Origin of the sequence: Thermococcus sp. 21S7, assembly GCF_012027615.1 — an archaeon.
In the GTDB taxonomy this organism is placed as follows: domain Archaea; phylum Methanobacteriota_B; class Thermococci; order Thermococcales; family Thermococcaceae; genus Thermococcus.
The window spans coordinates 62388-89072 of the sequence record NZ_SNUT01000005.1 but is presented as its reverse complement, the minus strand read 5'-3'; the positions used below and the strand labels follow the sequence as shown (position 1 = coordinate 89072).

General features: G+C 55.0%; 24 protein-coding genes and 1 pseudogene. 18 read left to right on the top strand and 7 right to left on the bottom strand.

Features of this window, described 5'->3' with window-relative positions; translation table 11 throughout:
- Window positions 1-5: 5 nt before the first annotated feature.
- The 3 genes from E3E51_RS08875 (at window position 6) to E3E51_RS08865 (ending at window position 4336) form a co-directional block, all read left to right on the top strand.
- Window positions 6-1163: a tryptophan--tRNA ligase gene (locus E3E51_RS08875; RefSeq protein ID WP_167912762.1), complete on the top strand. Its 1158-nt coding sequence runs from the start codon at window positions 6-8 to the stop codon at window positions 1161-1163.
- A 72-nt stretch (window positions 1164-1235) separates the two neighbouring features.
- Window positions 1236-2984, top strand: coding sequence for a M1 family metallopeptidase (locus E3E51_RS13320; protein WP_167912761.1), 1749 nt, complete (start codon window positions 1236-1238; stop codon window positions 2982-2984).
- Window positions 2981-4336, top strand: coding sequence for a hypothetical protein (locus tag E3E51_RS08865; protein ID WP_167912760.1), 1356 nt, complete (start codon window positions 2981-2983; stop codon window positions 4334-4336). The genes E3E51_RS13320 and E3E51_RS08865 overlap by 4 nt, the downstream gene beginning before the upstream one ends.
- Here E3E51_RS08865 and E3E51_RS08860 read toward each other — a convergent pair.
- Complete coding sequence (locus E3E51_RS08860; RefSeq protein WP_167912916.1) at window positions 4329-5291, bottom strand: hypothetical protein; 963 nt, start codon at window positions 5289-5291, stop codon at window positions 4329-4331. The genes E3E51_RS08865 and E3E51_RS08860 overlap by 8 nt on opposite strands.
- A gap of 94 nt (window positions 5292-5385) precedes the next feature.
- On the opposite strand from E3E51_RS08860, the gene E3E51_RS08855 reads away from it, so the two are divergent.
- The 4 genes from E3E51_RS08855 (at window position 5386) to E3E51_RS08840 (ending at window position 9061) form a co-directional block, all read left to right on the top strand.
- Window positions 5386-6063 (top strand): fumarylacetoacetate hydrolase family protein, encoded by a 678-nt coding sequence (locus E3E51_RS08855; RefSeq protein WP_167912915.1) that lies wholly within the window; start codon window positions 5386-5388, stop codon window positions 6061-6063.
- Between the two features lie 46 nt (window positions 6064-6109).
- Window positions 6110-6445 carry a hypothetical protein gene (locus E3E51_RS08850; RefSeq protein WP_167912759.1) on the top strand — a complete coding sequence of 112 codons (336 nt, stop codon included), beginning with the start codon at window positions 6110-6112 and terminating at the stop codon, window positions 6443-6445.
- Window positions 6446-6786: 341 nt separating this feature from the next.
- Window positions 6787-8538 (top strand): OPT/YSL family transporter, encoded by a 1752-nt coding sequence (locus E3E51_RS08845; protein WP_167912758.1) that lies wholly within the window; start codon window positions 6787-6789, stop codon window positions 8536-8538.
- A gap of 4 nt (window positions 8539-8542) precedes the next feature.
- A complete protein-coding gene (locus E3E51_RS08840) occupies window positions 8543-9061 on the top strand; it encodes a cell division protein (protein ID WP_240924302.1) in 519 nt (172 codons plus the stop codon).
- A gap of 22 nt (window positions 9062-9083) precedes the next feature.
- Here the strand turns inward: E3E51_RS08840 and trm14 are convergent, their stop codons facing one another.
- Complete coding sequence (gene trm14, locus E3E51_RS08835; protein WP_167912757.1) at window positions 9084-10181, bottom strand: tRNA (guanine(6)-N2)-methyltransferase; 1098 nt, start codon at window positions 10179-10181, stop codon at window positions 9084-9086.
- Window positions 10182-10299: 118 nt separating this feature from the next.
- Here trm14 and E3E51_RS08830 point away from each other — a divergent pair, with 118 nt between their 5' ends.
- Complete coding sequence (locus E3E51_RS08830; RefSeq protein WP_167912756.1) at window positions 10300-11331, top strand: ABC transporter permease; 1032 nt, start codon at window positions 10300-10302, stop codon at window positions 11329-11331.
- 1 nt (window position 11332) lies between these two features.
- On the top strand, window positions 11333-12583 hold the full coding sequence (locus E3E51_RS08825) for an ABC transporter permease (protein ID WP_167912755.1): 1251 nt from the start codon (window positions 11333-11335) through the stop codon (window positions 12581-12583).
- On the opposite strand, the gene E3E51_RS08820 is transcribed toward E3E51_RS08825, so the two are convergent.
- Both E3E51_RS08820 and E3E51_RS08815 read right to left on the bottom strand, forming a co-directional pair.
- Window positions 12584-13657, bottom strand: a complete 1074-nt coding sequence (locus E3E51_RS08820; RefSeq protein ID WP_167912754.1) for a GTPase — start codon at window positions 13655-13657, stop codon at window positions 12584-12586.
- The gene (locus tag E3E51_RS08815) at window positions 13614-13901 is read right to left on the bottom strand and encodes a TIGR04076 family protein (RefSeq protein ID WP_167912913.1); all 288 of its coding nucleotides are present in this window, start codon (window positions 13899-13901) and stop codon (window positions 13614-13616) included. The genes E3E51_RS08820 and E3E51_RS08815 overlap by 44 nt, the downstream gene beginning before the upstream one ends.
- Before the next feature lie 68 nt (window positions 13902-13969).
- On the opposite strand from E3E51_RS08815, the gene E3E51_RS08810 reads away from it, so the two are divergent.
- Complete coding sequence (locus E3E51_RS08810) at window positions 13970-15286, top strand: RNA-guided endonuclease TnpB family protein (protein ID WP_167912753.1); 1317 nt, start codon at window positions 13970-13972, stop codon at window positions 15284-15286.
- A 47-nt stretch (window positions 15287-15333) separates the two neighbouring features.
- Here the strand turns inward: E3E51_RS08810 and E3E51_RS13165 are convergent.
- Window positions 15334-15417, bottom strand: a pseudogene (locus E3E51_RS13165) (TIGR04076 family protein); the annotation flags it as partial.
- 77 nt (window positions 15418-15494) lie between these two features.
- Here E3E51_RS13165 and E3E51_RS08805 point away from each other — a divergent pair.
- From E3E51_RS08805 to E3E51_RS08785, 5 genes are read left to right on the top strand one after another with little or no spacing between them, the layout of a single operon-like run.
- Window positions 15495-16949, top strand: a complete 1455-nt coding sequence (locus tag E3E51_RS08805) for a DUF515 domain-containing protein (protein ID WP_206204536.1) — start codon at window positions 15495-15497, stop codon at window positions 16947-16949.
- A 9-nt stretch (window positions 16950-16958) separates the two neighbouring features.
- Entirely contained in the window at window positions 16959-17819 is an 861-nt protein-coding gene (locus tag E3E51_RS08800) for a hypothetical protein (RefSeq protein ID WP_167912752.1), read from the top strand.
- Window positions 17820-17822: 3 nt separating this feature from the next.
- Window positions 17823-21320 (top strand): ATPase, T2SS/T4P/T4SS family, encoded by a 3498-nt coding sequence (locus E3E51_RS08795; RefSeq protein WP_240924301.1) that lies wholly within the window; start codon window positions 17823-17825, stop codon window positions 21318-21320.
- Between the two features lie 12 nt (window positions 21321-21332).
- The gene (locus tag E3E51_RS08790; RefSeq protein ID WP_167912910.1) at window positions 21333-22394 is read left to right on the top strand and encodes a type II secretion system F family protein; all 1062 of its coding nucleotides are present in this window, start codon (window positions 21333-21335) and stop codon (window positions 22392-22394) included.
- A 6-nt stretch (window positions 22395-22400) separates the two neighbouring features.
- Entirely contained in the window at window positions 22401-23312 is a 912-nt protein-coding gene (locus tag E3E51_RS08785) for a type II secretion system F family protein (RefSeq protein WP_167912751.1), read from the top strand.
- Here E3E51_RS08785 and E3E51_RS08780 read toward each other — a convergent pair.
- Window positions 23277-23774, bottom strand: coding sequence for a peptidylprolyl isomerase (locus E3E51_RS08780; RefSeq protein WP_167912750.1), 498 nt, complete (start codon window positions 23772-23774; stop codon window positions 23277-23279). The two genes, E3E51_RS08785 and E3E51_RS08780, sit on opposite strands and share 36 nt — an antisense overlap.
- Window positions 23775-23850: 76 nt before the next feature.
- The gene (locus E3E51_RS08775; RefSeq protein WP_167912909.1) at window positions 23851-24345 is read right to left on the bottom strand and encodes a DUF2118 domain-containing protein; all 495 of its coding nucleotides are present in this window, start codon (window positions 24343-24345) and stop codon (window positions 23851-23853) included.
- A gap of 68 nt (window positions 24346-24413) precedes the next feature.
- Here E3E51_RS08775 and E3E51_RS08770 point away from each other — a divergent pair, with 68 nt between their 5' ends.
- From E3E51_RS08770 to E3E51_RS08760, 3 genes are read left to right on the top strand one after another with little or no spacing between them, the layout of a single operon-like run.
- Window positions 24414-25259, top strand: coding sequence for a DUF4129 domain-containing protein (locus E3E51_RS08770; RefSeq protein ID WP_167912749.1), 846 nt, complete (start codon window positions 24414-24416; stop codon window positions 25257-25259).
- Window positions 25249-25698 carry a hypothetical protein gene (locus tag E3E51_RS08765; protein WP_167912748.1) on the top strand — a complete coding sequence of 150 codons (450 nt, stop codon included), beginning with the start codon at window positions 25249-25251 and terminating at the stop codon, window positions 25696-25698. The genes E3E51_RS08770 and E3E51_RS08765 overlap by 11 nt, the downstream gene beginning before the upstream one ends.
- Window positions 25667-26620, top strand: coding sequence for a MoxR family ATPase (locus tag E3E51_RS08760; protein WP_167912747.1), 954 nt, complete (start codon window positions 25667-25669; stop codon window positions 26618-26620). The genes E3E51_RS08765 and E3E51_RS08760 overlap by 32 nt, the downstream gene beginning before the upstream one ends.
- The last annotated feature ends 65 nt before the right edge of the window (window positions 26621-26685 follow it).

Genomic DNA, 26685 nt, shown 5'->3' with positions numbered 1-26685 from the left:
TTTGAATGGACGATGAGTTTAAGGTCACCCCATGGGACGTCGAGGGAATGGTGGACTACGCGAAGCTGATAGAGGAGTTCGGAACCAGCCCGCTGACGGACGAACTTCTTGAAAAAACTGCAAGGCTCACGAAGAGCGAGCTGCCAATATTCTTCAGGAGGAGGTTCTTCTTCTCCCACAGGGACTACGATAAAGTCCTGGCCGACTACGAGAGCGGGAGGGGCTTCTTCCTCTACACGGGAAGGGGTCCGAGCGGCCCGATGCACATAGGCCACATAATTCCGTTCTACGCGACCAAATGGCTCCAGGAGAAGTTCGGCGTCAACCTCTACGTCCAGATAACCGACGACGAGAAGTTCCTCTTCAAGGAGAAGCTCACCTTCGACGACACGAAGAGATGGGCCTACGACAACATCCTCGACATCATAGCGGTCGGCTTCGACCCGGACAAGACCTTCATCTTCCAGGACAGCGAGTTCACCAAGATTTACGAGATGGCGATACCGATAGCGAAGAAGATAAACTTCTCGATGGCAAAGGCGGTTTTCGGCTTCACCGAGCAGAGCAAGATTGGAATGATCTTCTACCCGGCGATTCAGGCAGCCCCGACATTCTTCGAGAGGAAGCGCTGTTTAATCCCAGCGGCAATTGATCAGGACCCCTACTGGAGGCTCCAGAGGGACTTCGCCGAGAGTCTCGGCTACTACAAGACGGCGGCGATTCACTCCAAGTTCGTGCCCGGTCTGATGGGCCTTGAGGGCAAGATGAGCGCGAGCAAGCCGGAGACGGCCGTCTACCTAACTGACGACCCGGAGGAGGCCGGCAAGAAGATATGGAAGTACGCCCTTACCGGCGGAAGGGCCACCGCGAAGGAGCAGCGCGAGAAGGGCGGCGAACCGGAGAAGTGCGTCGTCTTCAAGTGGTTCGAGATATTCTTCGAGCCGGACGACAAGAAGCTCATGGAGCGCTACCACGCATGCAAGAGCGGCGAGCTGCTCTGCGGCCAGTGCAAGCGCGAGCTGATCGAGCGCGTTCAGGCCTTCCTGAAGGAGCACCAGAAGAAGCGCAAGGAGGCGGAGAAGAAGGTCGAGAAGTTCAAGTACACCGGCGAGCTGGCGATGGAGCAGTGGGATAAGTCCATTCCGGAGCCGCTGAGGGGCTGAGCTGGATTTTTAGTTCGTTCCCTCAAAACTTTTTTATACTTCCAGATGTTAACTTTTACCGGTGGGTTAAAGGTGAGGAATGCACTTCTCGCCGCCCTGCTTGCCCTCGTGATTTTGATGAGCGGCTGCCTCGGTGGCACCTCCCAGACGAGCACGTCATCCCCGAATCCATCAACGACAGAAACTCCAATGAAATTCCGGGATTTCTCTATCCTCTACCCCGAAAACCCGGTCATAGAAAACCTGAGCGTGGATGAAAGCGGCCCGCTCCTGGAGAACTTTTACTCTCCCACCGCGGTCCAATGGGGGAACCTCACCATCGAGTACGACGGAAGCAGGATCAAGGGCCGCTACGACTTCCTTCTCTCAAACGTCTCGGAGAACGTCATCTATCTCGCCCTCACCGGCGTTCCCGACGACCCCGATGTTCTGAGGCTCAACCTGACGATTGAGGGCGTTCCCGTTGACCTCTCCCGCCTCAGCGGGGGCAGGATTCTCTTTGAAGAGGCTCTTGGCCGCCCTATAACGCGGAGCTATCTGACGGTTTATGAGATACGCTTCAACTCATCGAGGAAAAACCTCCGTGGGGAGATAACGTACTCTCTGAAATACCCGGTCTTCCTCGACATGCCCGAACAGTACGCGGGATCGCCCCTCACATGGTGGGAGATGGGGGCCGAGCCGGTGGGCCTCAACATGACCTACTCCCTGCCCGAGGGCTACACCCTCGTGGTGCCCGGCTTTGGGGCTTTCAACGGTTCCGGGACGCTGAACGGTGAAAAGCTCCTTCCACTTCTCTTGGAATCCTTCATAAACGACGGTCCGGTGGTCGTTAAGAACGTCCCCGCGGCGGGCATCAACGTGACGGTTTATATCCCTCGGAAGCAATACGATCCGCTCTACTGGGCGGACTTGGAGCGGATCGTGAAATTATCCGTTGAAACCTACGTCAATACCACCGGGCTCAGGCCCTTTAACGACATACATCTGGCGGTTAACCCCGACTTCACGGGCTCCTTTATGATCGACGGCACCAACTCGGCCGTCATAGGTGAAAGGCGTGGCATCGAGCTCATCGTCCGCAGGAGAACCGGCTCCATACCGCACGAGCTCGCCCACATCTGGTTTGCCGGCTACGCGGATTTCAAGTATTTCAACGAAGGTTTTGCCACCTGCCTGCAGTCCCTCGCCCTGAAGCGTATCGTACCAGCTCGCTTTAATGCCTACCTGGAGCTGAATGAAAAGTCCATCGTCGAATACGGGAGGTCGATCTCGATTCACGATGCCATGTCGGAGAACCTGCTGGACCTGAGGAAGCTCAACGTATCCACTGTGCTGTACACTAAGGGGGCATTCACCCTCCGTTCCCTTCAGTTCGTCCTCGGAGACGAAACGTTCTACAGGGGACTCCACGAGGCCTTGGTACGGTGTCACGGGGCGGAGTGCGGCTTGGCCGACATTGAGGGGATTTTTGAGGACGTTTCGGGGGAGGACCTCGACTGGTTCTTCGGCGAGTGGTTCAACTCAACGCTGCTGCCGGACTACACCGTCGAGAACCTTACCGTGACCAACGAGAGCGGTTCGTACAGGCTTGTCTTTACACTCGTTGACGGGAGCAACTTCACAATGCCCGTTCAGGTTAGGGTTGTCACGGAGAATGCCAGATTCGTCGATGGGACAGTTCGGGTGGAGAACGGCCTTGGGAGCGTTAACATGACCCTGGAGGCGAAGCCGACGATGATAGTGATTGATCCCGGCGAATGGATGGCGAACATAAACCGGAAGTTCGAGGTTGAGGGGATGGAGGTGGATGTGAATTGAAGCGGGCTCTCGTGTTCCTTTTCCTCCTTATTCTCTTTGTCCCTGCCGTTTCGGCCCGTTACTACGTTGTTCTCGATGAAAGGCTCGCAGGGCTGTACCCCTATGCCAGTGAGGTGGCAACTCTCCACAACGGGACGGTGGTTGTTTCCAACTTCTCGGATTTCGGCTTTCTCGGACCGGATGATTACGTTCTTTTTGTCGTGAACTCCTCCCGGTTCGACAGGGATTTTGTGTATTCCATCTATCGCCGGCTCGACCGCAATGGAGATGGCATTTACGACCCGGTAGTTGGATTTTATCCCGTTGAGAGGGAAGGGGATTTTATCTATTGGACAAAAGCTCTTAGGAGTTTTAGGCCCGGGAAAGCGCTCTTCGTGGAGGCAGGACGCATTGAATACGGGGACTACGTGGGGGCCGCTGAAAACGCCTCCCTTGTGTGGGTTGGGGGCCACGGAAGCCCTTCGGGAGTGGATATGGTACTGTGGAGGTTCGACGAGGAGCACATGGGCAATCCTGCTGGAAAGGCGTTTGTCTTTGAGTCATGCGATGTTGGGGAGGTGTGGAAGTCCAATGCCTCCCTCGTCCTTGCCCTTCTCCGGAGGGGCTCGCCGGCCGTTGTAGCATCGGTGGAGATGGGTGGCGTTTCCTATCTCTCCAGCGGGTTCTGGGCCTCAGGTTATCCGTTGGGAAAGCTCGTCCAGATCAGCAACTCATACTTCCGGAAGGTTGGAATACACCCCAAGGCCGTTCTCTTTGGAGACCCGGCACTCCTTCCGGTGAGCTCTCCCGAGTACTCTGTTTCCAAAAAGCCGGCATCGGGTATTTATGCCATGATGTTCCCTCCAGTGAACGGGGATGTTTACATGCCCGGCGGTTCTTTGCCCGTTTCTCTGTTCAGGGCCTACGGGCATATATTTAACCCCCTGGACCTCTGGAAGAGCCTCGTGACGCTTGGGGGAGTGGGCCCCATCATCCCCATATTGGGGGCTGTCTTGCTCTTACGGCAGAAAAAACCCGCCCGGGAGGAAGCCTTCTGGGCGGTTGCGTCTTCAGTGATACTCCTCCTGTTCCTCGGCATTCTCTGGGGATACCCCTCGGTAGGCGCGTCGCTGCTTGTGCTCTTGACGTGGGCCGTGGCTCTGCTCCTCTCACGTCTCAACCTGAAGCGGGGGTTTCTCTTTCTGTTTCTGCCGCCCTCGTTGGTTGTCTCCCTGGCACTCTTGGCTGGCTATGCAACCTTATCATACTGGGCCTTCACGCTCTTTGTGTCTCTCCTGACATCTTTGTTCCTATTGGGCCTCCTTCTGGGCACGTATAGGGCGTTTCAGAGGGTATCCGCAGCCTTCAGGTGAACCCCCACTCCTCCTCGAACTCCCTTCCTTTCTCGATTTCTTCCCCCTTCAACTCGACCCTGAAGGTCTCCTCAGCTCGCACGTCCGGCCTCAGCCTTATGTCCAGAACGCCCCGGATTATGAACTCACCGTGCCCGAGGATGACGGTTCCGCCGCCGAGGGACTCCGCCACCATCTTCGGCGTTATCGTGCCGTAGGAGCCGACCATGATGACCCTCTCCCCTGGGAGCATCCTCTCCCTGAACTCGAAGCTCCGACCCTTGCCGACGATCTTTTCGTACTCGAATCCTTCGGCGCTTATGGCGACCTTAACGGTCCTAGCCTTGGTGAGGGTCGAGTAAACAGTCCCCATGATAAACTTCCCGTCTCCTCTGAAGTTTATTTGGGCGGAATCGCTTTCAGTGGCAACGGTTACAGTGCCACTCCCTCTAACGTCCCCGTCATCGGTGAAGAAGAGCACCACGATGTTTTTGTATAGTTCATCGGTTATCCTAACAGCAGGAGCTTTTACGAAGCCCGTTCCGTCTGAAGAAACGGCCACCTTGAACGGTGAGTCCGTGAAGGGAACCCGTGAGGCCCTCTTTTTCTCCCCTGGGATAAACTTTCTCTCCACGTGATAGCTCCGGTTCTTTCCGCTCCCGACCCAGTAGCCCCTCATCTCAAGCGTTCCGGTCTCGAATTCAAGCTCCTCCGGAAACGTTACCCCCGAGTCGGAGAAGCCCACCAGGCTCGCGAAGTTCTCGGCGCGCCGGTATTCCCTACGCCTTCTGAACAGGGAGTAGGCACCGAGGGACATCATCAGCAGGAAGAAGATGAAGAAGCCCAGTATGAACAGCCTCCCCTCTGGAACGTTGATGAGCATGTATACCAGCGGCAGAGTGAAGAGCACTATGAAGACCACCAGGAAAACGAAGACGAGTGTGCTTCCCCTCTCCTTGAGGACGACGAGCTTCATGGGTTTCACCAGTGAGGATTTGGGTGAAGTGGTTTATTATCCTTCCCGCGAGCGGTTTATAACCGAATCCCGATACTATTCTTGGGTGTCCAAGATGGTTCGCCTTCCATTTCGCGACGGCTTTTATAATCTGAGGCCGAGCAAGATAATCTGCCTCGGCAGAAACTACGCGGAGCATGCAAGGGAACTCGGCAATGAGGTTCCGAAGGAGCCGGTAATTTTCCTTAAACCTCCAAGCTCTCTAGTAGGTCCAAAACAGGCAATAATTCTTCCAAGGGGGAGCGGAGAGGTCCACCACGAGGTCGAGCTGGCGGTGATAATGGGCAAACGCGGGAGGAGGATTCCAAGGGAAAAGGCCATGGACTACGTCCTCGGCTACACGGTTCTGCTGGACATAACGGCGAGAGACCTGCAGAGAGAGGCTATGCGGAAGGGCCTTCCGTGGACCGTTGCCAAGGGCTTCGACACCTTCGCCCCCGTTGGCCCTAGGGTGGTTGACAAACGCGAGCTGGCGGTGGATGACCTGGAGATAGGTCTGAAGGTTAACGGCGAAATAAGGCAGCTCGCAAGGACGAGCGAGATGATATTCAAAATCCCGGAGATAATCGAGTACGTTTCAGGCGTAATGACCCTCGAACCGGGCGATATGATAGCCACGGGAACCCCTGCGGGAGTCGGCCCCCTGCGGCACGGGGACAGGGTTGAGGCGTGGATCGAAGGAATAGGGACGCTGGAGGAAGACGTTCTGGCCGAGGGTTCGATACTCTGCTGAGAAAACTTTTTTAGGTTTTCCCTGTTTGACTATACCTGGTGGTGCCATGCGCTGGATACGTCCTGTCATCATCCTCCTCGCCATCTCGGTTGCGGTGGCCGGCTGCCTGGACAACAACTTCGTTTATGTCAAGGGAAAGAGCGTTCCAGCGGGTGAAGCCAGGGAGTGGCCCTTCAGGGGCCCTGCCAATCTGACCGTAAAGGTGACCTCAAGCGTTCCTGTAGAGGTGAGGGTGGTCTCGGCTGACGGGGGGATTTTGAAGGATTTCGGAACCGTTGGGGAAGTAAACGCGGTCGTTGAGCTCCCTGAGGGCAGGTGGAAGGTCGTGGTGAGGAACCCCGGCAACGAAACCGCGGTCATCAACGTGACCCTGAAGACGTGAGCCTTCGTTTTTCTCTCCACCGCGCCTAAATCGTTTCGGCCTTTTTAGATTTCAACTAATCATCGTTCGGTGAATTAAACGGGCCATTAGCACCCTTCGAGGCCTCTAATGTCGTAATGTGCGTTAGTGTCCATTTGTTCATCTCCTTGATGAATTCTTATTCATGCTGAGACTGAAAACGGCATAAACGCCTGTTTTAACCCGTTTCTGGTTTTAAATTTGCTTTCCTGGCATTTACGGGGCTGAAAAACTTTATATTCTGGAATAAACTAATCTCCCAGGAATGCGCATCCCCACTTGGTGTGGACATGAATGCTCATAGCTGTACAGGAGGTTGGGAGATGGCGGACGCCAACTGGAAGGTTGGAGAAGCGAGCTGGAAGCGTAAGGATTCGGACGATACATACCGCGAAGTGACGCCCGCCGCTATAATACTGGGTGTCATCTGGGGCGCCTTCATGGCGGCCAGCTTCACCTACGCGGGAATGATAATGGGCTTCACCTCCGGCGGTTCGGCGATAGCTGCCATCGTCGGCTGGGGAGTCCTCAGGGGAATCCTCAAGAAGGGAACCGTCGTCGAGAACAACATCGTCCAGACCATAGCCTCTGCAGTCAACATCTCCGTTTCGGGAGTCATCTTCACCATCCCTGCGCTCTACATCATGGGTCTGCACCAGGAGATAAGCACGACCTACTTCTTCCTCGCCACTGCGGCCGGAGCGATACTGGGAATCACCTTCATAATCCCGCTGAGGAAGCAGATGATTGAGATAGACCGCCTCCGCTTCCCGACCGGAACTGCCGTTGCTACCGTCCTCAAGACCCCGGGAAGCGGAATCGAGAAGGCTAGGCTGCTCTTCCTCGGCATGGCTGTCAGCGCTATCGTCTACCTCGTCCAGCAGTTCCCGGTGCTCGGCCTCCCTGAGATAATCCCCGAGTACATCGACCTCGGTGCCATACTCCACCTCCCCGAGTGGGTCAGCCTTGCCATGGCCCTCTCGCTGATGGTCTTCGGAATGGGCCTCATCACCGGAAGGAACGGCCTCATAGTCCTCGCCGGTGGAATACTCTCCTACTACATCATCACGCCCATAGTTAAGGCCCTCGGCTGGCTCCCGAGCGACGTCACCGGCGGAGCGATCAGCGGCTTCGTCTACTCCAACATGACCAGGCCGCTCGGTATCGGAATGCTCCTCGGCGGCTCGATAGCGGGCCTCATACTCTCGATGCCCGTCATCATAGTCGCCCTCAAGAGCATAGCCAACGCGAGCAAGCTCGGAACCGGCAGGAACGAGGAGCTCCCGATAAAGTACCTCTACGCCGGAATAACCCTCGCGTTCCTCCTCCTGCTGATAACCACCTACAAGCTGGGTAACCTCGGCATCGGCAGGAGCCTGCTCACGGCCCTCGTCGGCGTCGCCTGGATATTCGTGGCGGCCCTGCTCGTCGCCATGTCCACCGGAATGACCGACTGGAGCCCAGTTTCCGGTCTCTCCCTCGTGTCGGTCATGATACTCCTCTACCTCACCGGCAAGCAGGTTCCGCTCACCATACTCCTCGGAGCCACCGTCGGTGTCGCCATCTCCGGCGCCGCCGACATGATGCAGGACCTCAAGACCGGCCACCTCGTCGGTGGTATTCCCTCCAGGCAGCAGAAGGTTGAACTCCTCACCGCCTGGATAGGCCCGATAATAGCCCTCACCGTCGTCGGCCTCATCTGGAAGGCCTACGGCATCGGAAACGAGATGGTCCCGGCGCCGCAGGCCATGGCCCTCAAGTCCATGGTCGATGCGATCCTCGGCGGCAACGTCCCGGTGGACAAGTTCATCGCGGGAGGAATCCTCGGCTTCGCCCTCTCCATGAGCGGAATACCGGGACTTGGCGTCCTAGTCGGCCTGTCGATGTACCTGCCAATGCTCTACATCCTGCCCTACGGACTCGGCTGTATCGTCCACGAGATAGCCAAGAGGAAGAAGGGCAACGAGTTCATAACCGAGAAGGTGCTCCCGGTCGCGGCCGGACTGATGGTCGGAGAGGCGGCGATGACGCTCCTCTTCGCGGTCCTGACCGTCATGGGAGTGCTCCACCCGTGAGGTGATGGAAATGAAGAAGCTCGTTGGAAACGTCCTGCTCACGGTAGGCCTCGTTGCCGGCGCGATAACCGCCGCCAGGATACCGCCCATGTGGAGTGGTTTAGCCGCTTCCCTGGCCGTCATGGGGGCGGGCATCTTCCTCAGGCGTCAGGGTGCGAAGGAGGAGCTCCACAGGGCGGCCCAGAGCGGAACCGGCGGCGTTAAGGAGCTTGAGAGGCTCCTCTCCGATGCCATCGGCAGGATTGAGAAGATAATGGACGCCCCGCGCGAGAAAGCCGTTGAGGAGCTCACCGGAATCCTGGAGGAACTCAATGAGTTCGCCGAGAAGGCGCAGCCCCTCAGGATAGAGGGCCTCATGACCTACGGAACCATCATGAGCGTCTTCAGCAGGGGCGAGAGGGCCCTCAACAGGGCCTGGAGCGCCTTCGCGGACGGCTATGAGAACGAGGGAAGGAGATACCTCCGCTACGGCTACGACGACCTCAAGGAGACCCTCAGCGCGGTCAAGGCGCTGAAGGTCTGAGCCCCTTTCTTTTCTTCCCTGGTTATTCTATCACGTAGGTGTGCACCATGAGCCCGCCGTGGCCGATGAGGCGGTGGTGCTTGGTATCGAAGCCGTTCTCCTCTATGGCTTTCTCTATCGCCCTCTTATCCGTCGTTATGAACACACCGCGCTTTTCGAGAACTTTGGCGAGTTCGCTGAAAAAGTCCATGTAGAGCCTCGGAATGGCGCTCTTCCTTCCTATCTTCAACCCGTAGGGCAGGTTGCTGACGGCAAAGTCGACACTATCGACGTACTCGCTCAGCCTGGTGGCGTCGCCGAGTATGAATTCTATCCGCTCCAGAACTCCCGCGGAGAGGGCGTTCATCTCGGCCCCGCGCAGGTGTTTTCTATACTTCTCCAGGCCGATTATCCTTCCACCGTAGCCCCTCAGGGCCAGCTCAATTGGAATCGTACCGCTTCCGCAGAATGGGTCGATGAACGAACCGCCGTCCGGTTTTGCCAGCTCAATCAGTGCGTTGGCTATGCTGGCCTTGAGGTGGGCCGGGTGGTCGTAAACGCGCCAGGGCCTCTTGTGGAGCGAGCTGTCGCCGGTCGTGTCTATCCCGAGGAAGAAAACATCTCCAACCAGCTCCGCCCGGAATATGACCGCCGGATGGTCGAGGTTGACCCGCGGAGTTCCGAAGTGCTCAAGCCTCTCAAATATCGCCTTGCCGACGGTTTTGGATATGTCGATGCTCGTTATCCTGTGTTCGCCCTTCCGAAAGCTCCTCACGGCGAAGCTCTCGCTGGTTTTGACGTATCTCTCCACAGGAAGCCCCGAGACGAATTCCTCCAACCTTTTCAACGCCCTTTCGGGGTCTTCTTCACCTATCCCCTCGAACCTCTCACTGGCTATTTCAACTATTACGCGGTGAAGAAGCCGCGAGCGCTCGTTCAGATATGCTGAAACGCTCAGCTCCCTCTTCCGCCCCTTTTCGTCGGTGTAAAACGCTTTATCGACCTCGGCAAGAACCCTTCCCTCGACGCCGAGCGGCTTCTCCTCCACCCGAAACAGGATTCCAAGGTTTGAGAGCAGGCTCTCAAGTTCGGCCCTTGCAAGGTCCTCGATTCCCTTGGAAGTTGTCAGTAAAAGCCTCATGTGGTCACGTTGTTCGCCCAGTTTAAAAAACCTGCTCCGTCCTTCCGTGCTTTTGAAGTTTTTATATTTAACTCTTCCCGATAGTTTTATATATAATTTGGAGTCAAAATAATCTGCCATGAGACTCCCGATCAGGACCCTCGCCCGGCTAGTGGCGGTTTACCTTGGCGTCCTCCTAGTGATCGTTCTGGTAGCCGGCGCCAGCTCGAACAAACTGGCCTGGGAGTACACCCACGAGGCTGTTCTTAATATCCGCGGGTCCAACCCGGCCTTTTACGCGGAGCTTGAGCGCAACGCCACCCGTGAGGGGATGACGGTTGATGAATACTACTACCAGATACTCAGCAAGGCGGGGGGAATCAGAACCGACAACCTGCTCATCACGGGGATAGACCTCCTCAGGAAGAGCTTTGACTACTACCGCACTAACCCGAAGTATAACTTCGTCTACACAATAGGAATTACCCTCCTTGTCATGTCAGTAGCCACGATCCTAACGGTTTTCCTTGCCCTTTTCCTGGGCTTTAAGCTGGCCAACAGCCGGTTTCTCGGCACGATCGAGGGTCTGGCGCGCTTTTTCACCGGTTTGCCCTCTTGGTGGATAGGGGCGGTTCTGATAGCGGTTTTCGCCGTCGAGCTGGGCGTTTTTCCGGTAGCCGGTCTGAGGAGCACACCGCCAAAGGAGGGCTTTGCGGATTTCCTTGACGTCCTCTGGCACCTAGTCCTTCCCGTTTTCACGCTGGTCTTCGTCTACGTCTGGGAGTTCGTAGTCACGGTGGCCCACGAGGTGAGGAACGAGCTTGGAAAGCCCTACGTTCCAGCAGAGAGGGCCAAGGGTCTGCCCGAGGGGCTGATATACAGGAAGCACGTCCTCAGAAACGTTTCCATCGTCCTGAGTTCTTTTACCGTCCAGAAGTTCGTGGAGATGTTCACTGATTACATAGTCATCGACGTCCTCTTCGGCCTCGGCGGTCTTGGAACGCTCCTCAAGGTCAGCTTCGTCAGAACCATAGTCCCGGCCATAGGAGTGGTGGTGCGATTCGACTACCGCCTCTTCTTCGTCGTAACGCTGTCGATAGCCACAATAACGTTCCTCTTCTCCCTGCTACTTGAGCTGACCAAGGGACTGCTCGATCCGAGGGTGAGCTGAAATGGGACGGAAAGCTGGAGTGGCGATACTCGTAATCTTCGCGCTCTTCGTGGTCTTCTCCAACACCAGTGTGAGCGACGAGGACATGGCCAACTGGGAGAACCTGAACTACTGGAAGGACAATCCGCGAATGGCCTACCCCTCGTGGTTCTCCCTATTCGGCGACAGAACTCCCACGGTCTTCCTGGAACCGTCGCTCGTTGAGGAGAACGGTTCCTCGGTTTACAGGTTTTCCTACGAACATGCCTACCACGACAAACCGAGCGACGTTAGGTTCTACGGCCTCCCCTACGGTGAGGAGGTTGAGATAAGCGTTCTGAGGCCGGACGGGATTAGAGTGCCCCTTTACAGAGGCATCGCGACGTCGAGCAACCTCAGCCTCAACACGAACATGCGCGCTGGCGTCATCTCATCGCTTTCCAACGTTCTTAACCTGAGTGAAGCGGGGTACGTCCTCCTCACGGCTACCCAAATGTTGTTCTCCCGCGACGGGAGTATGGAAACCCTCAACGGAGAGTACGTCTTTGAGGTTCGCTTAGCGGGAAATGCCACACCCTCGGTTGAAATCCTCGGAACCTGCTACGGTCTCCTCGGCACGGACTCCTACGGCAGGGACATGTGGGTGGGCTTCGTCAAGGGAATGAACAACACCCTCTACCTGGCCTTCTTCACCACCGTCATAATAGTGGCCCTGGGGGTTCTAATAGGTCTCATTTCGGGCTACGTTGGCGGTGCCCTAGGGGAGTTCATAACGTTCCTCCTGGAGGTTCTCGTCGCTTTGCCGATGCTCCCAATCCTCGTCGTCCTCGTCTGGCTCTTCTCCACCCAGGGCTACGGCCAGCAGGTCAGGATAAACCCCGTCCTCTTCATGTTCCTCGTTGCCCTCCTCACCCTCGGGAAGTTCGCCAAGACGGTTAGAATGATGGCGATAAGGGAGAAGGTGAACGAGTACGTCAAAGCCGCGGTGAGCATGGGCGCCGGCACGCTCTGGGTCCTGAGGAGGCACATACTCCCGCCGGTCGGGGAGTTCTCCCTCAGGTACTCCACCATACTCCTGGCCAGGATAGTGGCGCTGGTTTCGGTTTTTGGGTTCTTCGGCCTGATTCCGGGCACCAACTGGGGGTCGTTCATGATAGAGGCCATGAACCAGGGGGCGCTCTACGGGGGCTACTGGTGGTGGATAGTGGCTCCAGGCCTCGCCATGGCGGTTCTGAGCGCCGGTCTGGCCTTTGTATCCTCTGGCTCCGGTTAGCTACTCCAGTATCGCAACCACTCCCTTCCACTTTTTTCCGAAGCACTCGCTCGCCAGGACGTGCTTGCCGGTGAGCTTTTCGAGGAGCTTTATTCCCCCGTCGCACTTCTTGAAGCCCGTCGCTATTCCCACCGTGAAGCCCTCTATCTCACGTATTCCGACGCGCTTCCTGTTGTCGAGCCTCTCCCTTAGTTCGTCCCCGTACTTCCAGAGGATTCTTCTCGGGTCGAGGAGGAGGTCCCTCTCAACTCCATCGAGGATTTCCTCGAAGTCCCGGATAAATTCCTCCTCTCCCCGTTCCTCTTTTCCAAAGAGCGTAAAGCGACCCGTCTGCCACTCTCTCAGGAACCATCTTGCCGTCTCCTCGATGTCGACCTCTCCGCCCGCCTTTATCAGCCCCCTCCTCTCGCCTATCCTTCTTAGAATCTCTTCCTCGCTCTCGAATTCATCTATCCCGAACTTCTCGGTGAGGGCTTCCTTTCTGGTCTCCAGAATTCTGCCTATGAGCTTTAACGCGGGCTTGACGGGTTCGTCTATCTTGTCTGCCGGGAAGCCTCCTTTGATAACCAGCTCGTCGAAATCGTCTATCGGAACAACGCCCGGCGAATCCAGGAGCCATATCTTCTTGCTGAGTCTTATAAGCTGCTTCCCCTTCGTGTAGCCCGGGATGGGGGCGGTGCCAACGGCCTTTTTGCCCTTCAGCGTGTTGATTATCGTGCTCTTGCCGACGTTGGGGTAGCCTATGAGTGCGACCTTAACCCTCTCACTCTCGTCCAGCAGGGGTTTTGCGAGCTTTCTTATTTCCCTCCGCAGGATTCCAGTCCCTTTCCGCTCTCTCGCGCTTATGAAGACGACAGGAAGGTCGCTCCTCCTCTTGTACTCCTCGGCCCACTCCTTCGGCACCAAATCCGCCTTGTTCATCACTATGAGGAGCGGTTTGCCCTCCTCCCGAACGAGTCTCTCAAGCTTTCTGTTCCTCGTTCCGATTGGGTCCCTCGCGTCAACTACCTCGACGATGAGGTCGGCCTCCTCAACTACCTCCCTCACTATCCTCCACGCCTTCCTCTGCTTCATCTCTCACCACCGTTATCTCGAAGATTACGGTTCCACCGTTTGTGTACGGCGGGCCGGGGTCGAGGCACTGAACGTACGCTTTTTCTCCCCTGCCAAGGCCTAGTTCGCTTGGCTTAATACCCTTTCGCAGGGCGACTATGTATGGTAGCAGGGATGCAAAGGCGTGGGTGCAAATCGCATCGGTCTCATCGAGTTTGACATTTTTCTTTTCACAAGCCTCGCCCTTTAGGGCGGGGTAGAGTATTCTGTAAATTAGCCGTTAAACGGGAAAGCAATCTTTTTTAAAGCCCAAAAACCGTACCATACTTTGAAATGAAGCGGACAGTAACGGTTAAACTTCAACCATCAAGAGAACAGGAGAAAATCCTCTTCGAGTTAGCCTACGCTACAGCAGTAATCTGGAACAAACTTAACTACGAGAGACTCAAACAATTCAAAGAATTCGGCAAAATCGACTTCTCAACAACTGAAAAAGAGGCCTACCACGAGTTCAAAAACTGGATTGGCGGCTCAACAGTCCAACAATTAGCTCGAAAGAACGCCGAAGCGTGGCGTTCTTTCTTCACCCTCAACAGAAAGAAAAAGAATGGTGAACTTCCCGAGTGGTTCAAGCCAAGACCACCGAAATTCATTAGGGAAAAGAACGGTAGAAAACTCTTCATAATCCTCCTCAGGAACGACCAGTATCGGATTAATGGAAACGTTATCGAATTGAGACGACTCGGTAAGTTCGGAAAACTCAAACTCCAGTTCAAGGGGAAAATACACCTGAAGGGCAAGCAAGGGAGGTTAGAAATCACTTACGACGAAGTAAAGCGAAAATGGTATGCTCACTTGAGTTTCACCGTTGAGGAAAAACTTGAGGGTGAGAATTGGATTAAACTTCCAAGAACTCCAAGGGGAAGCCTTTCGGCAGGAATTGATTTGGGAGTGAACAATCTGATGGCCGTTTACGTGGAGAATGGGGAGAGTTTTCTGGTCAATGGGAGGCCATTGAAGAGCATTGATTTCTACTGGAGGCGGAAAATTGCAGACTATCAGTCAAAACTCAATAAATCTGGTGCTAAGGCAAGTAGGAAACTCAAAAGAATGCACGAAAAGGCCAAACTCCAAGCAAAGCACTACATTAATACTGCCGTAAGGCAGACTGTCAGGAGGCTTTACGATTTAGGCGTCTCAAGAATAGTCGTTGGTTACCCAAAGGGAATCGCCAGAAACTCCGAGAGAGGAGCAAAACAAAATTTCCTCCTCTCCCACGTGTGGCGGTTTAATTACGTTATCAAACGCTTGACTGAGGTTGCGGAAGAGTATGGTATTGTCGTTGAAGTCGTGAATGAGGCTTTCACTTCTCAAACTTGCCCTCTCTGTGGCCAATGCCATTCTAATGGAAGAATCTTTAGGGGTTTATTCAAGTGCCACAGGGAGGGCGTTGTTATGAATGCTGACCTTGTTGGAGCGTTTAATATTTTAAAGAAGGTGGTGAAAACCATAACCCCGAACTTGGGCGGTTTGTATGCCCAAGGGAGGGGTAACCGGGGCAAGACCGTCCCAGAGGGGTTCGAAGAACCCTTTTCCAGGGTTACCCTGATGAGAACCCCTCAAACTTCCCTGCCGTTGGTGAGGGGTTAACTCGCTGGAACCCCCGCCCTTCAGGACGGGGAGGAGGTCAGGCTGGCCCCCTCTATCACGATTCTGTCCCCCGGGCTAAAAACGGGACATTTTCCCCGGATTTCTATTACGGCAATCTCTAACCGCTCCATACTTCTCACCGAAACCTAAATAAAGATTGAAGTTCAAAAAACTATTCGACATAAGAAGCTGGTTATGATAACGATTGATGGTGGTGCTCAACGTGTCCGAGGATATTGAGGCGAAAATCCGCCGTCTTCGAGAGCTGGGGAAGGCGGGCATGGAGAGCGAGCCGGCCCCCGTCTCGAAACCAACCCCTTCAAAAAAACCCGCTAAAAGGCCCCGCACGATAGGCAGCATCCGGGCGAAAGAACGCAGGAAACGCGTGATGATTGGGGCGTCAATAGTGATTATTATCATACTCCTGGCCTCGATTGGTGCGTACATGTACTTTCAGAACAGGGCTGAAAAAGCTCTAATAAACGCCCGTACCAAAAAGCTTGCAGAGGTTAACATGTACTTTAAGCCGGAGTTCTTCAACAATACAAACTGTACGGGAGACGTAAACTCCATCAAGGCTCAGCTTGTCAATCAGATTACCCACGCCAAAAGCGTCGACGAGCTAAACGCGATAGATGTGAAGGGCAGATACGACTTGGCCCTCCAGAAGTACAACGAATGTGTGCAGGAGATTAAACAGAAGGAAATGGAGAAGCAACTGAACATTGCGAAGGAGCAGAGAATAAAGGCAGTCGAGCTGGAGTTCCAGTCCCTGCTCTCAATGCCTCTTCCCGATGAAATAAAGAACAAAGCCGTCAGTTATATGAACGATATTGAAGGCAGGATTAAGGCTGCGGGAAGTGTTGGGGAGGTTAATTCGATAAAGGCCGACCCGTACCTTCTTGAACTCTGGAGAGATTACTATTACTGGCGCATTAATTATCTGACGGAGCAGGGATACAAGGACGTCATACTCGAATACTCAGGATCCAAGAGGATGGTCTCTGCATCTGAGGCCAAGGCGATACTGGGGGGAATAATGGACTATCGCGAGCTAATGAAATACAAGGTGCTTAAGGTTGAGTGGGTGGAGCTTTCCCTCGTTCTTCCAAAGAAGAACATAAACGGCGCTTTCATCCTGCCCGGGGACAGGATTAAGATTTTCATCCAGGGCAAGAACGACACGGCCTTTGATGGTTACTTTGAGCTGGTGCTCCTTCCGACTCAGGGCGGCTCAATCTCCGTCAGTGAATCTCAGAGTCAGTCCAGCTCGTCTTCAACGTCTTCCTCAACCTCGTATTCCGAGAGCCATTCATCCTCCGCATCACCCGGCGGCGCGTCAATTTCCGACAGCTCCTCTGCGAGTGATTCCTACTCCAACGCACAGTCATCGAGCCAGAGTTCATCCGCGAGCTATTCCTACAACGTCAATCTCGCCGAGATCCTGAAGGCCATAGCGGCGGGCAAGATACAGGCCAGCGAGGAGGTCAAGAAGCAGCTAACAGCTTACGGCTGGAAGGTCCTCGACCTTGAGAAGGGCACCTCCCTGGAGGCCATAGACCACAACACCCAGCTCCTAGTGATAGTCAAAGTCCCCTCCATATTCGTTCCTGATATCCTGGACAACCAAAAGGCCCTTTACATAACAAGGGTCTCAACATGAGGTGGTAACATGGGGAGGATTTACCCCATTATTTTAATTGTGGTAGTCCTAGCCTGTTCCCTGTTCAGTGTTCCTTCCGTGAGTCCTGCCTCCGGCGGAAGCTTGAACGGCATCGTGATGATTGATGTTAACGTGACCGTTGTTAACACCGCCCCGTTTCCAAAATTCCTAGTCCTGAATCCAAATTATGACTTCAGGGTGTACAGACTTGGCGGCAACGAAACTTCCACGGGTTTCGTTGCTGGCTCCAAAACCCAGCTTAATTATAACCCCGGGATATGGCTGATGCCCTACGAGACGGTGGTCATAAACTTCAACATAACAAAGACAGAATCCTACGGGCTCCCCCAGGTGTCGTGTACGGGGGGAGATGGAACGCACCTTGCCTGTGGGGTCGTGGTTCCTCAGCTTATCAACTCTCCGTCCCAGCTCTCCGCCAAGAGCATGTTCCCAATCATGGATGATCACATCAAGGTGCTCTCCTACGAAGGTGCCGTTAGATTCGTTGTTTCCTCACCGCCGGATAACTCCATCAAGTACTTTGCCCTAACGGTTCCGGTGGTTTTCGTGGATGGGAAGATGTACAACATCAGGCCCAACTACACGATGACGTATGAAGAGTACAAGCGGAGTCTCCATGAATACGTGGGTTCTTCATCTTCGTTACGTGCTGGGAATCGGGGACAGGTGACGCCAGCCGAGAACAACATGTTCCAGCTGAGCGACACTCTCCTCACGGGGGTTAAAACTTCTCAGCCGCAGGTTCATGTTCCCAAGGTCGAGGGCTATGAGGATCTTCCAGTATGGTTTGTGATGACGTCCAGCGGGGTAGAAATTGAATACCGGGTAGAGTGGCGCGGGGGGAGATAGAACTTGGTCGACAGGGGAGAGAAAAAGAAAAAGAAGGAGCTGTCATGGATAGATGAGATACTGAGCGGGGAAGAGGACACCCTTGGAAGCTTTCTAAAAGGGTCCGAGGATGTGGATAAAACACACACTGAGGAGCCCCGCGCTCCGGCCCGGAATAAACCCCGTGGAGGGACTGAAAAAACCTCGGAGGAGCTCCCCCTCTTTAGCGGGGGCGGGGTGGATCTGCAGGAGATATTAAACAAACCAACAACCCCAGAGGAGGTTGTCAAACAGCGCCCTACCGGTGCGGATCTTTTGGGGGACATATTCTCCAAATCCTCTACCGCGGAGTCCGTTGGAGATGTTCCCCCGAGGAGAGAGCGTCCCAAGCAGGTTTCGGCCCTTCAGGATATTCTTGGCTCTGCCTCTCGGCAGGAAGAGGCCGAGTATGCTGGTAAGGCAGAGGTTCTCGACGCTTACGGGTCTGTCAGAATTTTGAGGGTAAAAGGTGAACCCGTTCCTTTGTACGAAATACGCTTTCCAAAGCTGAGCAAGGAGGAGGCGGCCCTTCTTTCCCGCATTCGGGAAAAGGCCATCACTGAACTCCAGCTTGATCCTACCCTGTTTGCCAATCCCGAGGAGCGCAGGCGCGTCTTCATGAACGCGGTCAAGAAGATGATACGTGAGGAGGCTCCAAACTTCTCGGAAGGCAGGATCGAGGTTCTGGCGGACATCATCGTGCAGGGGATGATAGGCTACGGCAAGCTCGATCCGCTCGTCCGCGACGACAACCTTGAGGAGATTATGGTCATCGGGACGAATAGGCCCGTCTACGTCTGGCACAGGCGCTTCAACATGTGCAAGACCAACATAATCTTTCCGGAGGAGAAGGAGATACTGAACATCATCGAGCGCATAGCCAGGGAAGTGGGTAGGAGGATAGACCAGCAGAGTCCGCTCCTGGACGCCCGTTTGCCCGATGGAAGCCGTGTCAACGCGACCATTCCGCCCATCAGCCTCGACGGCCCCACCATAACCATACGTAAGTTCAAGAAGGACCCGCTCACGATAATCGACCTCATCAAGTACGGAACCATGAACACGGAGATAGCGGCCCTCCTCTGGATATTCGTGGACGGTCTGGGGGTTAAACCCGCCAACATCCTGGTCGCCGGCGGAACCGGTTCCGGCAAGACCACCACTCTGAACTCCCTCGCCATGTTCATCCCGCCGAGCGAGCGCGTCATAAGCATAGAGGACACGGCGGAGCTTCAACTGCCCGTGGAGCACTGGGTGAGGCTTGAGACCAGGCCGCCCAACGTCGAGGGCAAGGGTGAAATCACGATGGACGACCTCGTCAAGAACACCCTCCGTATGCGTCCCGACAGAATCATCGTCGGTGAGGTTCGTGGCCCAGAAGCGAGAACGATGTTCACTGCAATGAACACGGGCCATAATGGGGCCCTCTACGACTTCTCGGTTATCCAGCTCTCTGACGGGCGCTTCGTCCTCATAGGCGACCTGCTTGAGGAGCTCTTCAAGAAGTACTCCGAGAGAATCGAGACGTACAGGGATTTGGAGTACGTAGTCCTCGACGAAGGGGACAGGTTTGAGGTCGTGAGCGTAGGCCCTGACCTCAAGGCAGGGAAGCACGTCGTTTCAAGGGTCTGGAGGAGGAAGGTGAGGCCGGGCGAGAAGCTCATCCGCGTGAGGACGAGGACGGGCAACGAGGTGATACTCACGAAGACCCACCCGTTCTTCGTCTTCTCCGACGGGGACGTGGTTAGGAAAGAGGCCGAGAAGCTCAAGCCCGGCGACAGGGTGGCGGTAATGAGAAAACCGCCCAGGCCGCCGCAGAGGAAGGCCATCGTAGACCCCAAAGTTTACGCTGGAATAAGCGACTACTACCTCGTTCCCAACGGAAACGGCCTCGTGAAGGTCCCGAACGACGGCATTCCGCCGGAGATGGCCCAATATTTCCTCTCCCTCAACTCTAAGCCCGTCAGGATTGTCCGCGAGGTGAACGAAAGCCTCTCCTACGCCGTTGGAGTTCTCCTTGGAGACGGTTACATCTCCTCGGACGGCTACTACCTCTCCGCCACCTTCGACGATGAATCCTACATGAACGCCTTTACTTCAGCAATGGCGGAGTTCCTCCCTGAGAGCGAGCCGCAGGTCAAGCGCGAATCTGCCTACACAGTGGTAACCTACGGCTCAAAGCCCTTCGCTGAGTTCCTCCACAGGGCCTTTGGAATACCCAAGGGACGCAAGGAGCGCATTGACGTTCCCGATTTAGTTCTGTCAAACGATGATCTGCTGAGGCACTTCATAGCGGGCCTCTTCGATGCAGATGCCTACATAGACGAGAACGGTCCGGCGGTTGTTCTAACAACCAGGAGCGAGAACCTCGCGAGAAAGGTCTGGTACGCCCTCCAGAGGCTTGGGATAATAAGCACGGTCTCCCGCGTGAAGAACAGGGGTTGCAAGGAGGGTATAATCTTCAGGGTCACCGTGAGGGGAGTTGATGACCTTATTAGATTCCACCGCTCCATACCGCTCAGACACTCAAAGAAAAAGGAGAAGCTTGAGGAGCTGATACGCAAATACAAACCTCACCGCGGAAAGAGAACCGACCGCGTGCCGATTTCACCCGCGATGCTCGAACCGCTCAGGAGACGGCTTAACCTCACGGTTTCCGAGCTTTCAAAGCTCGCCTCAAGCTACGCAGGTGAGAAGGTCTCGGAGAGCCTCATAAGGCACGTTGAGAAGGGCAGGATGAAGGAAATCAGGCGCTCCGCGCTTGGAGGAATAGCGCTCGCCCTCCAGCGGGTCGCGAACGACCTAAACGATGGTGATGCTTGGGTTCAGGCTAAGAGGCTTGAGCTCATAGCCGATGGAGACGTCTACTGGGACGAGGTTGTGAGCGTTGAGGAAGTCGAGCCGGGGGAGCTTGGCATAGAGTACCTCTACGACCTTACGGTGGAGGAGGACCACAACTACGTGGCCAATGGAATCCTAGTGTCGAACTGCATGGGCACCATCCATTCAAACAGTGCCCGCGAGACGATAGTCAGGCTTGAGAGTCCGCCGATGAGCGTTCCGAGGATAATGATACCCGCGCTGGACATCATTATAATGCAGGTCAGGTTCCACAGCAGGAAGAAGGGAACCATAAGACGCATCACCGAGATCGCGGAGGTTTCGGGTATCGAAGCCGAGAGCGTTCAGCTCAACAAGCTCTACAAATACGACCCCGCCAAGGATGAGCTGATTCCAACTGGCGTTCCCAGCAGGACGCTGAACACCTTGGCCCACCACACTGGCATGAGCGTATCCGAACTCGAACTGGAGAAGGAGAAGAGGAAGATAATCCTTGACTGGATGATAGAGAAGGGAATCAGGAGCATCGAAAAGGTTGGGTACTATATCAGACAGTTCTACATTGACGAGGAGAGTCTGCTGAAACGGATAGAGACCGAGGGGAGCACGGAGGTAAGTAAGCAGGTTAGGATGATCCTTTGAGGTGGTACGATGGTGGACGTAGTCGGCAGCATCATTCATTTTCTGGAGAGGCTCGGTGGGAAAACTGTTGAGGTTGTGGAGAGACCTGCCAAGAAAATCCCCAGCGGAAAGAGCGTTCAAGAAAGGCTCAAGGCCCTTAAGGAGATTCAAATGGAAATTGAGCGGGAGAAGGAAGAGAAGCACGAACAGGAGCTGGAGGAGATAATAGAATGGAGAAAGCGGGAGATTCAGGCTTCATTCTCGGATAGAATTGCGGAGGTCATACTCCACTACTTTAAAGGGCCTGTGCTGGCCATTACGAACTCTCTGAAGGGGCTGGATAAGGATCTGTACCGAGCGAACATGATGATTTCGAAGGAGAAGTACGTGGCGACGATGCTCATTGTGTCGATATTTTCGGCCATTTTTCTGATGTTGTTCTCGTATCTGATATATCTTCCTTCCGATATAGTAATCCTGACCGGGTTACTTGGATTCATGGGTGGGTTCCTGTACATGCGGTATTACCCTAAGATGGTCTGGAAGCGCAGGGTTACTGAGGTTGAGAGGGCGCTCCCCTACGCACTCAGACACATGGCGTCCTTGATAAGCGCCGGTGTCGGCATAGCTGAGGCCATGCTATCAGTCTCTAGGGCGGACTACGGGCCGATTTCGGAGGAATTTGAACTCATTCTCAGGGACATGAGAACGGGCTCGTCCTTTGAAGATGCCCTCACCAAGTTCGAGCAGAAGATGGCCTCGGAGAGCGTTAGCAGGGTCGTTAAACAGATACTGCGTGCCGTCAAATTCGGTGGTAACCTCTCGGAAATCCTCTATAAGATGGCGGAGGATTTTTCCTTCGAGTACAGAATGAAGCTCGTGGAGTATGTTCAGAAGGTCAACGGAATCTCTTTCATATACATGTTCCTCACGATAGTCATGCCCACCATGTTCGTCGTGGGAATCCTCGCCGGATCCATAATGAACCAGAGGCTGGTGATGCAGCCCGAGGCTCTGGCTGTGATACTTCTGTTCGCGTTTCCGGGGGTATCGTTCATAATCATAAACATGATAAAGAAGGGAGAGCCCAGGTGATAATAAATGGCGGGAATATCATCCGGGATGGTTAATCTCGTTCAAAGACTCCTCCCAGCAAGATGGATGAAACGATACGAGCTCTTCATTTACGCTTCCGGCATCAACTTCCTCGCGGCAGAGTATCTGGTCGTATCCTTCTTGATGGGCCTCATATCTGCCCTCCTCGTCGAGTTTGTGAGTCAGGCCCTCTACGCTCTGGTCGTCTTCCTCGCCGTATTCCTCGGAATGGCCCTTGGCTACCCCTACTGGAGGGTCAGCAAGCGCATCGATGAGATGGAAAAAATGCTTCCCGATGCCTTCTTTTACCTTGCCAGCTCCCTCCGTGCGGGTATATCTTTCTCCGAGGCTCTGGAGGAACTCACCACCGCGAAGTTTGGGGCGCTGACCGACGAGTTCAAGAAGACAGTCGCCGAAATAAAGAAGGGCAGGCCAACGGTGGATGCGCTCAAGGCCTTTGCGATAAGAAACAAGAGATCCTCTGTCATCTATCGCTCGATGATGATCATCATCGAGGCCCTTGAGAGGGGCGCCCCGATGAGCGACGTTCTGGTCTACGTTGGAAACGACGTCAGGGAGATACTCAGAATCAAACAGGAAAGGAAGGCCTCCACTGGAATGCAGATGATGTTCTTCATTATAACCAGCGGCTTCATCGGCCCACTGATCCTTGGGGTGGTGTGTCAGGTGATGGAGAGCGTTGGCTCCGGCTTTATAGTCCTCCCCGTGGACACGATACGGCTTATACTCCTTGCCTTTGTTTCCATCCAGGCCCTTATCTCGGGTCTCGGAATAGGAGTTATAAGAGAAGGAAAATACTCCGCAGGCCTCAAGTACAGCCTGCTCCTTGTCGTGATGGGCGTTGGGATATTCCAGACGGTCTCAACCCTGAACATCCAGGGCGGATTCGGCCTCTGATTTTTCCTTTTGAATCTCCACTATCTCTACCTCGAAGACCAGGGTCTTTCCGGCCAGCGGGTGGTTGAAGTCGAGGGTAACTTTCTCCTCGCCGACTTTGGCTATCTTGGCGATTCCCGAGTCGGTCATGATGTACATACCTTCAATGGGCTCTATGCCGACGTTTGAGAACTCCGTCTTTGCCACGTCGATGACGAGCTCCGGGTTGGGCATGCCGTAGGCCTTTTCCGGCGGTATCGTGACCGTCTTCTTCTCTCCAAGCTCCATGCCAATCAGAGCCTCGTCGAGGCCCGGGATAATCTCACCAACACCAACGTTGACGCCAAGGGGGCCGTACTCCCTCTCTTCCACGTATATCCCGTTCTCCTTGGCAATGTCCTCGTAACTTGTATCGAAAACTTCGCCGTTCTCGAATCTTCCAACGTAGTGAAATGCCACAAAATCTCCAGCTTCAATCTTCATTTCCGTCAACTCCAAAATTGCTTCAGGGGGAGTTGGCCCGCCGGTTTATAAAGGTTTGTACAAAGGGAAGGGATGCTCATTCCTCGGGGAGTATGTAGTAAACGTAGTGCGGCCTGTTGGTCACCTCGTCTATGAACACGACCGTTCCGGTTTTCGGCGGTTTGAGGTAGTGAACTTCCCCCTTCCTGGTCGTTATCGCCGCAAAGGCATCGCCGGTCCGCACCCTGTTTCCAACGTTGGCTATCAGAGTTTTCGTGTATCCCTCGACGGGGAGAACGAGCAGTTCGTCGTCCTTCCTCAGGTATATCCTCGTCCGTCCATCCGGGAGGACGAGAACCGCATCCGCAAGCATTTTGCCCTCCATCCGGTCGACGTAGAGGTAAAAGCGGTCGTAGACTTCCTTCGCCAGGAATTTGGCCTCTTCAATGTCGATGAAGTCCGGTACGGTCTCGCCTTTCCTCAACCAAACCTCAACGTTCCCGCCCATGACCAGGCAGTCTTTTGTGACCTTTCTTCCCTCAAGGCACTCCCCGGGGGGAGCCTCAACGTAAAGCTTCGGAACCCTCTCCACTTCCATCACCCACCTTTACCTTGGGGTAAAAGTTTTTAAACCTGCCCTCTCTAAAACCACTGATAAAGATGTCCACCAGGGTAAAATTATTGGCCCTCTCTGGACTGCTGTTTTCACTGATGGCGCTGATGATTAACTACAGCGCGGCCACCTCGGAGAGTTCAAGGGCCAGTCAGGCCCAGTGGGCGGGCGTTCTCTTGATGATTCTCGCGATAGTCGGTCTGTTCGTTATCGTCGGTATATTTCTGGGATGGAGAGACCCGTTTCGGAGACTTGATTCGGACGGTCTCACCCTTTTCGTCCGATCTCTTATGCTGGCCGTGGGGCTGTCCGGCTTCACCCTCGTGTGGTATCTGATTCGGGAGAATGCCGCTGTAAAAATCCCCTCCAACAACAGCACCGCCTTAAACGCCTCCGTGAACGGCTCCGCGCCCGTTCCGTCCCCCTCCTATCACAACGGCACCCCGCTGAGTCCGACCAGGCAGCCCCTGCCCTCGCAGTACCTTCTCTATGCCCTTCTCCTGGTTGCCATAGCTGTTTTTGGGTACCTCGCCGCGATTCAGTACCGGACGTATCTGCGGAAGAAGGAACGCAGGGAAATGAGGCTCCGGGCCGAGCTCTTTGACAGGAAACTCGACGAACTCGGCCTTGAGATGTTCGAGAACCCGAGGGAGGCCATCGTGGGTATATACAAGAACGCCGTCCTCTGGCTTGAGTACCTCGGGATGCCGTACCAGGAGAGCTGGACGCACTGGGAGCATGCGGGGCACGTTAAATACATGCACGATGCCTTCGTCGAGCTGACGCGGCTCTTCGAAAAGGCCAAATACGCCCCCGAGAAAATAACGTGGGACGACGCCAGGAGGGCCCTTGAGGTTTACCGCGAGATGAGGAGGGGTGTGAATGAGGCTTAATTACGCCCTTGCGATAGCCGCGGTTCCGCTGCTCATCGCCGTAATCGCCGGCTCGTACATGATCAGGTGGCTCGCGGTTCTGGCGCTGGGCGGCCTTCTGGCCTTTTTCCTCTTCGGATTCGAGATACGCGTGCCCCTTCCCGGAAGGGAGAAGCCGGAACGGGTCGAGCGGAAAACCGACGTTGAGAGGGTTGCAACGCTCATAGAGCGCGCCAAGGGTGGGAAGGTCGCCCGCTCCCTCCTTGAGGAGAAGATAGCGGAGATATACGCCACCCTCTCCGAGGATTACACTCGAACGTTTCACGCGCTCATTTCCGAGCCCAACGAGGCCCTCAGGGCCCTCCGTTCGGAGGGGGACTTTCTCGATAACCTTGAGAGGGCATTAAAAATCGTGGAGGAGGATCTGAATGAAGATAGAGGAGGTAAGCTCCAAGGGTAACGCCGTTCTTGGGGAGGTCAAGAAGGCGATAGTCGGAAAGGACGAGGTGCTGAGGCTCATACTGACAACGATTTTGGCGGACGGCCACGTGCTCCTGGAAGACCTGCCTGGACTGGCCAAGACGCTCATGGCGAAGAGCTTCGCCACGGCCATGGGTGTGAGGTTTAAGCGCGTTCAGTTCACGCCGGACCTTCTCCCCAGCGACATACTCGGCGTCAGCATCTTCAATCAGAAAACGCTTGAGTTTGAGTTCAAAAAGGGCCCCGTCTTCACGAACATCCTCCTTGCGGACGAGATAAACCGCGCCCCACCCAAGACCCAGAGCGCTCTCCTGGAGGCCATGCAGGAGAGGCAGGTCACCATCGAGGGCAACACGTACGAACTTGAGAAGCCGTTCATAGTCTTTGCCACCCAGAACCCGATAGAGCAGGAGGGCACCTACCCCCTTCCCGAGGCCCAGCTGGACAGGTTCCTCGTCAGGCTTCGCGTCGGTTACCCGAGCAGGGGCGAGGAGATAGAGATACTCCGCAGGAGGATGGCCCGGAAGAGGGAGGAGGTTGACATAACGCCAATTCTGACCCCTGACGAGGTTGTTGAGATGCAAAAGGCTGTGGAGGACGTCTACGTCAGCGACGCGATCCTGGAGTACATAACCGATATAGTCCTGGCGACGAGGGAGGACCGGAAGGAGATAGAGGTTGGGGCCTCGCCCAGGGGAAGCCTCGCCCTTCTCAAGCTCTCCAGAGCCTATGCCGCCCTGGAAGGCAGGGACTACGTCATCCCTGACGACGTTAAAGCGGTCGCCGTTCCGGCGCTGAGCCACAGGCTCATCCTCAAGAGGGAACTCTGGTACACGAAGGTCAGCCAGGAGAGTATAATGGCGAAACTCCTTGAACGCGTCCCGGTTCCCAAGTTTGAGTGAGGTGAAAAGGTGCAGGCCCAACCCCCGCTCTACGGTCACTCCGTTCCGGTTGGGGAGAAGGAAGA